Consider the following 12,543-nt stretch of genomic DNA (forward strand, 5'->3'; position numbering starts at 1 on the left):
AAGTTTTGGCTGCAAAGCTAGAATGTTGTCGCTACTCTACAGAGGATAGTCAACTCCGAACGCCTCGTCCTCTATCCCCCGCCACCATTCTCCCAGATTCATCAATCCTTGGTGTATGTCTGCCAACTCTTTAGCATATTCCTCTGGGGTGAGTAGGTGCGATCGCTCTTGCAGCTTCTTCAGGCGCAATTGCAATAGCAGCCAGGGTTTAGATATACCATCTGTGCTTTCGATGTAGCGCGCTAGTTCTTCACTATTCATGAGTTTTAATTGTAATTTAACCAAATGGTAATAAATTTTTAACTCTGTTGAGATGTTATACTAATTTACTCTTTGACTACGACAAAAGAGATCCCCCCTAGCCCCCCTTGATAAGGGGGGTTGGGGGATCTTCTGTAGCATAGTTTTAGTAAAATGGTATTAGCGCGTAGAGGCGATCGCTCCAGATCGGATAGTATGTGTCAATTAAATTTAAGTAGCTTAAGTCTTACCTACGTTTATTTCTGCTAGTGCTTTCAAGTTGAGACAATTTAAGATACTAGTTTTAATCGGACGCTTCTCATCCCAGAAAATAAGAGATGAATAAAAATCTGTTGCTACTTGAGAAGTCAATAAATCGAATGTTTTATTAGCAATTTGCCAATCGGTAAAACTAAGAAAATAAACGGTGTCGTCAAAAACTACAGGCTTATTAAACAGGTTTGCTACCAATTTAAAATCTAGTTTTTTGTAGAGTCCGCAGATTGCAATCTTCCAGGGAGCAAAAGTATATTCACCCACACCGAAAATTGAAAATCGAGGATTATTTTGATAAATTTTGCTTTTTCTATTATCTAAATATTCTGCATGAGAAGTTAGATATTGCCAAGTTTTAGGGGCGATGTCCTTGATAGAATCTGTTGATTCACCAACAAACTTTTGAGTAACTAGAATATATCGATTTGTGGTATCAATCCGATTTTGAGCAACATCAGAGCCTTTAATGAGAGGAAAGAGATAATCCTCTTCTAAATCGATAATTTCTCCTAAACCATTGATAAACATGCTATCTATTTTACGAAATTCCATCACGCTTGAGCAGTCATGTTTGATGCCAGAGCGCCACTTGATAGTAGCATTTGCGTCGTATAACGCGCTTAATTTTTGAAAAGACTCTAAATTTCTAACAAGAAGATTATTATCATATCCTATGCGATATGAGTTTAAACTTTCCAAACTGTCAAAGACATTGCAATAATAGTTTTGCGAACACGAATCGAATTCACATACTAACAAACAAGCTTCAATATTTGCATTAAAATATTTTTTGGCATCTATTTTATATGTCGAGCAGCTAGCAATATTTAATCTTTTAGAATAAATATATCTTAGTATTTTCCTTGATACAGAAGCTTTGCAAAGCATTGCTAAGTAACCACCATCTTTCTGTAGCCAGTGAACTGTCTGAATGAGCATCCATTCGGAAATATCAAAGTTACTCTTACCTGTAATTGCGTCTAAACCACTATATTTCTGAAAATTAGTTTTTCTGGGCAAGTTTCTACTACCTATCGTTCCTTGTCGTGAATTTGTCACCCAAGGAAAATTACCTATTACAAGTATCTTTTCATTGAATTGTTCTATCAAAGGTATCCAGTCATATTGAAAAAAGTCTCCAGCTATAATCTCAATCCTCTCATCTTGAATAAGTTGTTGATTTACTTGCAATTTTTGTAAATAGCTATGATTGACTTCAACTCCAATAATTTTATTTGTTAACTTAAAGCAATGTGCAGTTGCTTCCAGAAAATTTCCAACTCCACAAGTTGGCTCTATAATAAGACTGGGGCTAATATTAAGCTCTAGCAATTTCTGACATACTAAATTGGCTAGTTCCAGAGGTGTCTGAAAATCTCCGTACTCTATTTTTGTTTTCTGACTGTTTGAAATCATAAGTTAGATCTGTAAACAGCAATTACACCTTCTTCTTTACCAGCACGTTCAATGACTCTGCCATACTGAAGCCGCCATTGCAAAGCATTAGAAATAGTTAGAAATCCCTGTGCGGGTGGACTTATTAATATTTCATCTGCGATATTAGCCACTTCTATTTCATCAACAGGTAGATTTCGGTCAAGCATAAAAGCAATTAAGTCATCTTTATTACCTTCATTTTCTAGGGTATTACGAATTCCACGTGTCATTTGAAAATCTGCTGTTCTTTTAGCATTTACATAAATTGTATGTAGAATTTTTAGAGTTGCTGTTCGGTTAGTGCTGTTATCTGCTTTATCATAAACAAAAATAATTAGCGAATAGCCAAGTCCAAATATTTTTTGCCTTGCAGATTTAAAAGGACATGATGATTGCGGTTGCCTAGCGCTTGTTACTTTTACGTCAATCAGTAGCTCTGGAAAATCAATACCACTTGCTGAATTACCTTCTACAAACTCGTATTTCTCCTTCAGATAGAGCTTGAATTTCTGCTCCAAATATGTTCCAACAGCCTTTCCATCTGTGACACCATATAATATAGGTTCTGGGTGACGAGACTCAGCAGATGAGAATAATACTGCCTCAGAGCAAAGAGTGTCTACGGTCAAAATTGACATATTTACAACTGGCGATCGCGTTAAAGATTATAAAAATGCAAAACGAGATGGTTCTTGGAATACTTTAGATACTATAGCAATTCTAGATGAATCGTGAAATCGATTCCCCGTGTAGAGACGTTACATGTAACGTCTCTACACGGGGAACGTTTACAAATCAATTTGGATTGCTATATTAAACAATTAATTGTTCCTGCTGACTTATAGCAAGCACTAGTAGAAAATGAACTTGCTAACAAATATTTTGTAGCTTTTAGCAATATAGTTAAAAAGAATATACTATTTTGGATAGCCCGTGGCAAGTGTCCAGAAATAAGATTGAGATTGGCGATCGCAACTCATTGCCAAGACTAACAGCGATCGTATTTGTAAAATCACTTAACTAGCTACTGGAAATTTGAATAGTTGCTACATTCTCAACTTAAAATCTTCTAGCTGACATGGGGAATAATAAGCTAGAACTAGCGAAATTTTATCCATATTGCTGGAACGGGTTTGGGATTAGCAATTGTAAAAAAAGCTGTCGAAACTCACCAGGGACAAATTTGGTTTGAAACACAAGTTGGTATGGGAACTAAATTTATTGTCGCGATTCCCTTGGTCAGTTATCAGTTATCAGTTATCAGTTATCAGTGAAGAAAGGGTGTAGGGTGTGGGGAGAATTTGGAATTCGGAATTCGGAATTCGGAGTTAATTGTAAATTGCGTAACGCTAAACGCCGCACTACACTGCGTGAACGCTTCGCCTTTGGCTAACACGTAGCTTGCGAGTATCGTAGGGGTAGTGTAGCGCAGCGTAAGAGTGTGAATTGATAGTTGCTTCCCTGCTTTCTGTTGTGCGATCGCCGCTACTCTTTCACTCAGCTCGTAAGAGCGGATTTTTTGTGACATTAAATGAAGTTTTACAAAGCTTGCCTAAGTGTGGCATAATCCACTCTCAAGCCCGCTCATGTCGATCTTGCATACTTAATACTGAATATCTAGTAAATTCCATATCTGGCAACAAAACATAAAATGGTGAAGTCTAGAAAACAGCAAGAAATTGCTTATATTTCCGCACAGAAATCTACACGTATGTCTAAAGCAATTACCAAGCCAGTTGCAGGTTTAACACTTTTTGCTCTAGTGGCGATGGCTTGCCCAGCGCCAATAAAAGCGCAAGAAACAACCAGTCCCGCTAGCCCAACACGTACTCTTCCGTCTTTACCAACAACCAAACCCGCAGCTCAACCAAATGTAGCACCAAGTAATAATACAGCTCCAACCACTACCCCAGTAGCGCCAAGCAACAATACGGCTCCAACCACTACTCCAGTAGCGCCAGGAAATAATGCAGCTCCACTTCCCAATGTAGCTCCAGCAAACGCTCCGGCGACAGCTCCAGCAGCCAACCAACCCGCCCAAACACCAGTAGATTATGCTCTTGGAGGCGGCGATCGCATCCGCATCAACGTGTTTGAAGTGCCGGAATATACCGGAGATTATCAGATTCCCCCTGGTGGTCAGTTGTTCTTGCCTCTGGTCGGACCTGTAGACATTTTAGGGTTAACCCAGGCAGAAGCAGCAGATGCGATCGCGGCAAAATACTCTCGCTACTTAAAGCGTCCTCTAGTCACAGTGAGTCTAATTTCCCCACGCCCAATTAACGTTGTGATTGCGGGTGAAGTTGTCCGTCCTGGCTCGTATACTGTGGGCTTGCAAGGTGGTGCAGGCGATAATCCAGGGGTACAATATCCTACGATTGTTGGCGCGTTGACTTTAGCAGAGGGAGTCACCCTAGCAGCCGATCTGAGGCAAGTGCAGCTTAAGCGCAAGCAGGGACTGGGACCGGAGCGAATTATCAATCTGGATCTGATGGAACTAGTGAGAAAAGGTACTTTGCCACAAGACATCACTTTACGGGATGGCGATACAGTCTTCGTACCAACGGCGACTGAAGTGAATATGGCAGATATTCGCGCCTTTTCTAATGCTAGCTTTGCTATGGCTTCCAACCGTCCCCGTACCGTCACAGTTGTAGGTGAAGTTAATCGTCCTGGTTCCTATGTAATCATTGGGGGTGGAACTGCTGCTGCTGCTGCAACTACCCCAGGTAACACCCAAGGAGGGGGCGGCGGAGCTATTGATGGCGGCGGAGGTGCTGGTGGTGGTTTGCCCACAGTCTCACGGGCGATTCAGCTAGCTGGCGGAATTACAAGTTCGGCTGACGTGCGAAACATTCAAATCCGTCGTCCGACCAGAAATGGCGGCGAACAAAAGATGACCGTGAGTTTCTGGAAATTGCTGCAAGGAGATCCTAACCAAGATACGATCGTTCAAGAAGGTGACACTGTAGTCGTTTCGACGGCAACAAACATCAGCCCAGCAGATGCTACTGCCTTAGCAGATGCCAGTTTTTCTCCAGCGACAATTCAAGTTAGCGTTGTGGGAGAAGTCAAAACACCAGGACTAGTCAACTTGCAGCCCAATACGCCGCTTAACCAAGCGCTGTTGACCGCAGGAGGATTTGATAACGCCCGTGCTAGAAGGGGTTCGGCAGATTTAATTCGTCTCAATCCTGATGGTACGGTTACGAGTCGCCGAGTCAAGCTTGATTTTTCTAAAGGAATCAACGACGAAAATAACCCAACTATGCGTGACAACGACATTATTGTCGTCAGACGTAATAGTGCAGCGGGGGTTGGTGACGCAATTGGCGCTGTATTTGGACCTGTCTTAAGTCCGGTGCTAGGAATCGTGAATATATTGAGATAACGTTTTGAGATAGCGTTTAGTTCGATCGCGGGTAGGGTGCGCTAACAACGTACCCTATTTGTTTGATGTGGCAGCAACATTTACCTCATACGATCTGTAGGGGCGCACAGCCGTGCGCCCCTACAGATGTCACGCACGCAATCAAGAATTGCTGTCACATCCCTAAAGATGATGAATGGCTAGAACTATTAACAGTAAGATGAAAGAAGTAAAAATGGAATCCGATCGCTTTACTTCCCGCTCCCTACTCCCTAAATTTCAGTCATGCAGATTAGCCATCGCCCCTCAATTAACGAAGTCACATTTGCCGCACGGACTGCTTCTGTCCGCCGGACTACAGGCGAAACCGATGTCCAAGTAACGCTGAATTTAGATGGAACGGGTAAATGCACTGCGGCGACGGGAATCCCATTTTTAGACCACATGCTGCATCAAATAGCCTCCCACGGACTATTCGATTTGGAAGTCAAGGCGACTGGCGATATTGAAATTGATGACCACCACACGAATGAAGATGTGGGAATTACCCTCGGACAAGCTTTTCACCAGGCTTTAGGCGATCGCAAGGGCATCATCCGGTTTGGGCATTTTCTCGCCCCCCTGGATGAGGCATTGATTCAGGTTGCTTTAGATTTTTCCGGTCGTCCTCATCTCAGTTACGGACTGCAAATTCCCACCCAACGAGTGGGAACCTATGATACTCAATTGGTGCGGGAATTCTTTGTAGCACTGGTTAACCATAGTCAAATGACGCTGCATATTCGTCAACTCGACGGAATTAACTCTCACCATATTATTGAAGCAACTTTTAAAGCTTTGGCGCGATCGCTGCGCATGGCTGTAGAAATCGATCCGCGTCGGGCTGGGAATATTCCCAGTTCTAAAGGCGTGTTGTAATTATTGTAGAAACGTTGCGTGCAACGTCTCTACAAATTTCTAATTATTCCGAATGGCGTAAAGTTGTTCTGGCGCAGAAAATCCAGCTTCGCCAAAGCTGTCGCGGATCAGGCGATTGGTATCAAAATAAACCTGCCAGTAGTCGGCATTATTGCAGTAAGGACGCACTGCTAACACGGGACCAGCTAAATTAAATTCTAAGATTTCTACATCTGGGGCAGGATTAGAAAGAACGTTGGGAATTCGACTCAGCCGTTCTTTTAACATGGCGATCGCGGCATTATGATCTGTGTTGTGGTTGAGTTGAGCCACTAGATCGACGCGACGATAAGTATTTGCCGAAAAGTTTTGAATATTGTCGGAAAAGATTTTGTTGTTGCCTACAACCGTGTGTACGTTGTCTAGAGTGTTAATCGTGGTGGCAAACAAACCAATTTCCTGCACGGTTCCCGTCACGCCGCCAGCAGTAATGAAGTCACCTACCTTAAAGGGTCGCAGAATCATGAGAAACGCACCTGCGGCAAAATTCGCTAACAGTCCGCTCCAAGCTGCACCAATCGCCACACCAGCCGCCGCTAGTAAAGCTGCAAAAGAGGTGGTTTCAATGCCAAAAAAGCCCAAAATTGCCACGACTAAAATAATATTCAGCGTGACTTTAACCGTAGCTACTAAGTAGCTCAAAATTGTTTTATCAACTTTTTGGTGCTTGAGGCTGCGGGATAAAAGGCTAGCCGCAACGTTAATCAACCATCGACCAACAATCCAGAAAACAATTGCCCCAATGAGCTTCAACCCTACTTGAGTTAGTGTTTGCGAAGCTGTCTGCACAATTTGCGCTATGTCCATATTTTGTATTAAGAAAAATTTGATGACTATCCAAACAGACTTAGGTTTTCGTCTTGGCTAGATATTCCCATGTCATCTCTCTGCGGTTATACTTATTCAACTTTTTTTAAGAAATAGTAAATTTGTGAGTTAAATCTCTGTTTAAAAATAAATTTATAGATGGCAACAAATGCAGAATTTCTATTTCAAAATAGTAATAATATCGAGCGTATAGCCATGCTTCTGTGCGATCTGTGTCTATATTTGCGACACGAAAAGCAGCTTTTATGGTAGTTCTTGAAACACTGATATTTTATGTGTAATAACAGCTACTCTTGAACAGTTGATTCTAAGTGTAAATCAGGTGTTTTTGCCAATATGTTCGTATCTGTTTCCTAATTCATAGCAATTTTTAATTGGATACAATACACGTCTGGTAGGGGCGCACAGCTGTGCGCCCCTACAAATGTCATCTACACAATCGAGAATTGCTATCAACTGATGTTCTTCTTCGTATAAAATCTCAGGCGAAGTCAAGTTTTGGCAGCATCGCCCTTTAGAAAAACTCAAAATTCGCTGGCGATCGATCGCCGCACTGTAATTATCAAGGGCTGAAACCGATCGTTTCAATCGTTAAATCTTCAACTCTGGAGTAGTATTGGCGACGATGAAGTTGGGTTTGAGTTCAGGAGATCGCCCGATCGCCGTTTAGTTTTGTAGTATGGGTAGCACGGGTAAACTATGGATATCCGCAAAAGCACAGCCCTGCCGTACTCGTACTGCTGCGATCGCCTCACCGACAGCTAACATCTTCAAAGTAGATATGATATAAAAGTCGATAAATCTTAAATTTTATTTATTTTAATCAATGCTGATTTCCGCGTCTGGCTTGTCCAAGGTAAAAGACTCGTTAAAAGAAAAGATTTTCTTCGGTCAAGAACCCAGTACGGAGTTAATCGCAATCCTGACTGTCTACTTCGTCCAGGGAATTCTCGGCTTAGCCCGCCTTGCTGTCAGCTTTTTCTTTAAAGACGAACTGGGATTGAGTCCAGCCGAAGTCTCGTCCTTATTAGGCATTGTGGCGCTGCCCTGGATTATTAAACCAGTATTTGGGTTTGTCTCTGATGGTTTACCCATTTTTGGCTATCGCCGCCGTCCTTACCTGATCTTATCGGGAATTTTAGGGGCGATTTCCTGGGTGAGTATGGCGACAGTCGTACATACGCCAATGGCAGCTGTAGGAGCGATCGCGCTAGGCTCTTTATCGGTTGCCGTCAGCGACGTGATTGTAGACTCTTTAGTGGTAGAACGAGCAAGAGTCGAATCTCAAGCTGATGCGGGTTCGCTGCAATCTCTATGTTGGGGAACTTCAGCCTTTGGTGGTTTAATTACAGCTTATTTCAGCGGTTGGCTGCTAGAACATTTCACCACCCGCACGGTATTTTTGATTACGGCAACTTTTCCCCTCATAGTTTCTTTCATTGCTTGGTTTATTGCCGAAGTCCCAGTCAGCAAAACAGATGACTCGCAAGCGTTTGCCAACTGGTCTAGTGTCAACACTCAAATTAAACAACTACGACAAGCGATCGCCCAAAGAACAATTTGGCTTCCTACCGCCTTTATTTTTCTCTGGCAAGCCACTCCCACGGCTGATGCAGCCTTCTTTTTCTTCACCACCAACGAATTAGGGTTTGAACCAGAATTTCTAGGTAGGGTACGTCTGGTGACGAGTATCGCTTCCCTCGTTGGCGTGTGGATTTTTCAGCGCTTCCTCAAAGGTGTATCTTTCCGCGTCATTTTTGCTTGGAGTACTTTACTTTCAGCCGTCCTGGGTATGAGTATGCTGCTATTAGTCACTCATACCAACCGCAGTTTAGGAATTGACGATCGCTGGTTTAGCTTAGGCGATAGTCTTGTCCTCACGGTGATGGGACAAATTGCCTACATGCCTGTTTTGGTGTTGGCAGCAAGGCTTTGCCCCCCAGGAGTAGAAGCAACCTTGTTTGCCTTGTTGATGTCTGTATCAAATCTTGCCTCCCTAGCTTCTTATCAAATGGGAGCGATTTTGATGCGGTGGTTTGGCATTTCTCAGAATAACTTCGATTTGCTCTGGCTTCTGGTAGTCATTACTAACTTATCAACGCTTTTACCCCTGCCATTTTTAAGCTGGCTGCCCGCTAAAGAAGAAATTACTGCTGCTAGCGGTCAACCTGCGATCGCCCCAGATGCAACTAACAATAAAGAGATCGGGCAAACTTTGCTACCTAACTTGTCAGAGTTAGTACCATCTTCTTTGCGACAAGAACCAGTCGAAGAACCTGCCGAGTGACGGATGAAAGATGAATGCTGCATGATGAATTATGAAGTTATAGTCATAATTTGTAATTTATCTTGACTTGATTTTTGTATCTGTACGGGCAAGGCATTTTTTTGCTCGATCCCCGGACGGGCGGGTTTTCCAAAACAAACTTCGCTCCGAACAGAGATTTTGAGTAAACCCGCCCCTACCGACTCCCGACTCCCGACTCCCGACTCCCTAACTATGCAACTTCACGAACGCGCCACAACAGTTTCTCCTAAGTCATACCAGCGCCACGATTGGCAGCGAGGATACGAATCGCTCAAACAAGAATACGACTATTCAATTGATGATGTCGAAGGGGAAATTCCTGCCGAACTGTGCGGAACGCTATTCCGCAATGGACCTGGTTTGTTGGATATCAACGGACAACCAGTTCACCACCCCTTTGATGGCGATGGTATGATTAGCGCGATCGCATTTCGTGACGGTCGCGCCCACTTCCGCAATCGCTATATTCGTACAGAAGCGTATGTAGAGGAACAAAAAGCTGGAAAAATTTTGTATCGCGGTGTCTTTGGTACGCAAAAACCTGGCGGTTGGTTGGCAAATGCCTTTGACTTCAAACTCAAGAATATTGCCAACACTAACGTGATCTACTGGGGTGGCAAGCTGTTGGCACTGTGGGAAGCAGCAGAACCCCATCGCCTCGATCCTCACAATCTGGAAACCTTGGGAAAAGATTTTCTGGACGGTGCGATCGCAGAAGGCGATCCTTTTGCAGCACATCCTCGCCTCGATCCTAGTTGCGATATGGACGGCGGTGAACCTTGCTTGGTGAATTTCTCCCTCAAGGTTGGTCTATCTACCACAGTTACTATTTTTGAACTGAATCCCGCCGGAAAAGTTATTCGCCAGCACGCCCATAGTATTCCTGGGTTTGCCTTCATTCACGATTTCGCTATTACTCCTAACTACTGCATTCTTTTCCAAAACCCCGTTGCTTTTAACCCAATACCTTTTACATTAGGGTTAAGAGGGGCAGCAGAGTGTATCAAGTTCCAACCCCACCAAAAAACGCGCATTGTCCTAATTCCCCGCCATCCTAAAGAGTCGGTTCAGATTTTAGAAACTCACGCTGGGTTTGTGTTTCACCACGCCAACGCTTTTGAACAAGATGGGGAAATTGTTGTTGATTCAATTTGCTACGAGTCTTTCCCCGAAGTCGAACCAGCTAGCGATTTCAAGCAAGTAGATTTTGATGCGCTCAAGCCTGGGCAATTGTGGCGCTTTCATCTCAACTTACAAGAGAAAACAGTATCGCGAGAACTCATAGAGGAGAGATGTTGCGAATTTCCTAGCATTCATAAGAATAAAGTCGGTAGACCTTATCGCTATCTCTTTATGGGTGCGGCGCATGAATCGACTGGAAATGCACCTTTGCAAGCAATTCTTAAAATCGATTTAGAATCTGGAGAACGGCAACTTTGGAGTGCTGCGCCGCGTGGCTTTATCAGCGAACCGATTTTTGTCCCCCGTCCTGACTCGACGCTAGAAGATGATGGCTGGGTACTGAGTGTGGTTTATGATTCTACCCACCACCGTTCTGATGTGGTAATTTTGGATGGTCGGGATTTGAATAAAGGAGCGATCGCGACTTTACATCTCAAGCACCATATTCCCTACGGACTGCACGGTAACTTTGCCCCAGATTGCACGATCGCTAGTTAATCATGGACGAGCAGCACTTAGATTTAGCTGAATATGTCGATCGCATGGCGCTGGTATTGGATTTACCAATTCCAGCCGCTTATCGGTCGGGAGTGGTAGATAATTTTGCCAAGATAAAAGCGATCGCCCAGATCGTCAACGATTTCGCTTTGCCAGAAGATATTGAAGCGGCTACAGTATTTGAACCCTAATCGACTTAGGTGTTTCTTTTGGTAGCAGATGATATCTGAATAAATAGCTACTGTAGAGTTATGGCATTCGAGCAGTATAAAAACTGCTAGTAAACTTTCCATGACAACTGCGCTACTCAATAATCGCTATCAAACAATTAAGTTACTGGGAGCAGGAGGATTTGGCGAAACTTTTCTGGCAGCAGATACATATTTGCCGTCTCGCCGTCCTTGCGTAGTCAAGCAACTCAAACCCGTAGCAAACGATTTGCAACTGTATCAAATCATTCAAGACAGATTCCAGCGTGAGGCTGCAACCTTAGAAGCTTTGAGTGCAGGTAGCGATCAAATTCCCAAGTTGTACGCCTACTTTAGCGAAAACGGACAGTTTTACCTGATTCAGGAGTGGATTGAGGGCGAAACTCTCACGAAAAAAGTTACCTCTGAAGGGGTGCTGAGCGAAGCAACTGTCTGGAAAATCTTAGTGAGTCTACTTAAAGTCCTACATTACGTCCATAGTAAGGGAATTATTTATCGCGATATTAAGCCGGACAATATTATTTTGCGTCAACCGGACTGCCAGCCAGTCATGATTGATTTTGGTGCGGTCAAGGAAACAATGGCAACGGCGATCGCGGCTCAAGGTAGATCGATTTATACAATGGTGCTGGGGACTCCTGGTTTCATGGCTCCAGAACAAGCCGTAGGGCGACCGATCTACGCCAGCGATATTTACAGTTTGGGCATGACAGCAATTTATCTTTTGACTGGTAAGTTGCCACAAGAGTTAGAGGTTGACCCCCATACCGAAAGAGTTATCTGGCAGCAGTACGCGGCAAACGTGAGTCCTAGTTTAGCAGCGGTACTGAATAAAGCAGTTGAGTATCAGCCACGCGATCGCTACTCAACTGCGATTAAAATGCTTAACGATTTGCAATCTGTAGATACTATATCCTCGCGCCAGGAAGTCGATCGAGATGCGATCGCTCCCCCTCACCAGCAGACTTTAGAAACTCAAACTATACCCCCTCCTACAATTCGACAGAGTTCGGGCAAAAAGCAGAAATATCTTATTTTTGGCGGGTTGCTCATTGGTGGATTGCTCAGTACTGCTACAGTTTTTAGTCTCGTTCCCCAGCCAGCACCGCGATCGTCCGTATTGCCAGTATCGCCACCTGCCCCTGTGTCGGTAGATCTTCCCGTACCAACGGATAGATCCCCCCAACCCCCCTTACAAAGGGGGACGACAGAGCGAGAATCTCCCGCTAGTCCCGTAG

The 12,543-nt window shown here is 43.8% G+C and carries 13 protein-coding genes; 7 read left to right on the forward strand and 6 right to left on the reverse strand.

Features of this window, described 5'->3' with window-relative positions; translation table 11 throughout:
- Positions 1-36: 36 nt before the first annotated feature.
- The 3 genes from C7Y66_RS10475 to C7Y66_RS10485 all read right to left on the reverse strand — a co-directional run bounded on the left by C7Y66_RS10475 (position 37) and on the right by C7Y66_RS10485 (position 2,591).
- Positions 37-261 (reverse strand): hypothetical protein, encoded by a 225-nt coding sequence (locus C7Y66_RS10475; RefSeq protein WP_015154758.1) that lies wholly within the window; start codon positions 259-261, stop codon positions 37-39.
- Positions 262-480: 219 nt separating this feature from the next.
- On the reverse strand, positions 481-1,932 hold the full coding sequence (locus C7Y66_RS10480) for an SAM-dependent methyltransferase (RefSeq protein WP_106545531.1): 1,452 nt from the start codon (positions 1,930-1,932) through the stop codon (positions 481-483).
- Positions 1,929-2,591 carry a restriction endonuclease gene (locus C7Y66_RS10485; protein ID WP_106545532.1) on the reverse strand — a complete coding sequence of 221 codons (663 nt, stop codon included), beginning with the start codon at positions 2,589-2,591 and terminating at the stop codon, positions 1,929-1,931. The genes C7Y66_RS10480 and C7Y66_RS10485 overlap by 4 nt, the downstream gene beginning before the upstream one ends.
- 495 nt (positions 2,592-3,086) lie before the next feature.
- Between C7Y66_RS10485 and C7Y66_RS10490 the strand changes: the two genes are divergently transcribed.
- The gene (locus C7Y66_RS10490) at positions 3,087-3,227 is read left to right on the forward strand and encodes an ATP-binding protein (protein ID WP_281168650.1); all 141 of its coding nucleotides are present in this window, start codon (positions 3,087-3,089) and stop codon (positions 3,225-3,227) included.
- On the opposite strand, the gene C7Y66_RS10495 is transcribed toward C7Y66_RS10490, so the two are convergent.
- Positions 3,221-3,481 (reverse strand): hypothetical protein, encoded by a 261-nt coding sequence (locus tag C7Y66_RS10495; protein WP_015154759.1) that lies wholly within the window; start codon positions 3,479-3,481, stop codon positions 3,221-3,223. The genes C7Y66_RS10490 and C7Y66_RS10495 overlap by 7 nt on opposite strands.
- 123 nt (positions 3,482-3,604) lie before the next feature.
- On the opposite strand from C7Y66_RS10495, the gene C7Y66_RS10500 reads away from it, so the two are divergent.
- Both C7Y66_RS10500 and hisB read left to right on the forward strand, forming a co-directional pair.
- The gene (locus C7Y66_RS10500) at positions 3,605-5,344 is read left to right on the forward strand and encodes a polysaccharide biosynthesis/export family protein (protein ID WP_015154760.1); all 1,740 of its coding nucleotides are present in this window, start codon (positions 3,605-3,607) and stop codon (positions 5,342-5,344) included.
- 264 nt (positions 5,345-5,608) lie between these two features.
- On the forward strand, positions 5,609-6,241 hold the full coding sequence (hisB, locus tag C7Y66_RS10505; protein WP_015154761.1) for an imidazoleglycerol-phosphate dehydratase HisB: 633 nt from the start codon (positions 5,609-5,611) through the stop codon (positions 6,239-6,241).
- 39 nt (positions 6,242-6,280) lie between these two features.
- Here the strand turns inward: hisB and C7Y66_RS10510 are convergent, their stop codons facing one another.
- Both C7Y66_RS10510 and C7Y66_RS30490 read right to left on the reverse strand, forming a co-directional pair.
- A complete protein-coding gene (locus tag C7Y66_RS10510) occupies positions 6,281-7,087 on the reverse strand; it encodes a mechanosensitive ion channel family protein (protein ID WP_015154762.1) in 807 nt (268 codons plus the stop codon).
- A gap of 339 nt (positions 7,088-7,426) precedes the next feature.
- Positions 7,427-7,696: a hypothetical protein gene (locus C7Y66_RS30490; protein ID WP_146149769.1), complete on the reverse strand. Its 270-nt coding sequence runs from the start codon at positions 7,694-7,696 to the stop codon at positions 7,427-7,429.
- A gap of 238 nt (positions 7,697-7,934) precedes the next feature.
- On the opposite strand from C7Y66_RS30490, the gene C7Y66_RS10515 reads away from it, so the two are divergent.
- The 4 genes from C7Y66_RS10515 to C7Y66_RS10530 form a co-directional block, all read left to right on the forward strand.
- Positions 7,935-9,395, forward strand: coding sequence for a folate/biopterin family MFS transporter (locus C7Y66_RS10515; RefSeq protein ID WP_106545533.1), 1,461 nt, complete (start codon positions 7,935-7,937; stop codon positions 9,393-9,395).
- Positions 9,396-9,608: 213 nt separating this feature from the next.
- Complete coding sequence (locus tag C7Y66_RS10520) at positions 9,609-11,096, forward strand: carotenoid oxygenase family protein (protein WP_106545534.1); 1,488 nt, start codon at positions 9,609-9,611, stop codon at positions 11,094-11,096.
- A 2-nt stretch (positions 11,097-11,098) separates the two neighbouring features.
- Complete coding sequence (locus C7Y66_RS10525) at positions 11,099-11,287, forward strand: DUF4089 domain-containing protein (protein WP_106545535.1); 189 nt, start codon at positions 11,099-11,101, stop codon at positions 11,285-11,287.
- A 100-nt stretch (positions 11,288-11,387) separates the two neighbouring features.
- The coding region (locus C7Y66_RS10530) for a serine/threonine-protein kinase (protein ID WP_106545536.1) at positions 11,388-12,543 on the forward strand (1,156 nt) is incomplete at its 3' end.

This window comes from Chroococcidiopsis sp. CCALA 051, from assembly GCF_003015105.1.
Taxonomy (GTDB): Bacteria; Cyanobacteriota; Cyanobacteriia; order Cyanobacteriales; family Chroococcidiopsidaceae; genus Chroococcidiopsis; species Chroococcidiopsis thermalis.

Bases quoted from the DNA above. Each gene is read 5' to 3' on its own strand.
- C7Y66_RS10510 (WP_015154762.1), bottom strand. From the start codon at position 7,087: ATGGACATAGCGCAAATTGTGCAGACAGCTTCGCAAACACTAACTCAA.
- C7Y66_RS10480 (WP_106545531.1), bottom strand. From the start codon at position 1,932: ATGATTTCAAACAGTCAGAAAACAAAAATAGAGTACGGAGATTTTCAG.
- C7Y66_RS10515 (WP_106545533.1), top strand. From the start codon at position 7,935: ATGCTGATTTCCGCGTCTGGCTTGTCCAAGGTAAAAGACTCGTTAAAA.
- C7Y66_RS10485 (WP_106545532.1), bottom strand. From the start codon at position 2,591: ATGTCAATTTTGACCGTAGACACTCTTTGCTCTGAGGCAGTATTATTC.
- hisB (WP_015154761.1), top strand. From the start codon at position 5,609: ATGCAGATTAGCCATCGCCCCTCAATTAACGAAGTCACATTTGCCGCA.
- C7Y66_RS10520 (WP_106545534.1), top strand. From the start codon at position 9,609: ATGCAACTTCACGAACGCGCCACAACAGTTTCTCCTAAGTCATACCAG.
- C7Y66_RS10495 (WP_015154759.1), bottom strand. From the start codon at position 3,481: ATGTCACAAAAAATCCGCTCTTACGAGCTGAGTGAAAGAGTAGCGGCG.
- C7Y66_RS10525 (WP_106545535.1), top strand. From the start codon at position 11,099: ATGGACGAGCAGCACTTAGATTTAGCTGAATATGTCGATCGCATGGCG.
- C7Y66_RS10475 (WP_015154758.1), bottom strand. From the start codon at position 261: ATGAATAGTGAAGAACTAGCGCGCTACATCGAAAGCACAGATGGTATA.
- C7Y66_RS10500 (WP_015154760.1), top strand. From the start codon at position 3,605: ATGGTGAAGTCTAGAAAACAGCAAGAAATTGCTTATATTTCCGCACAG.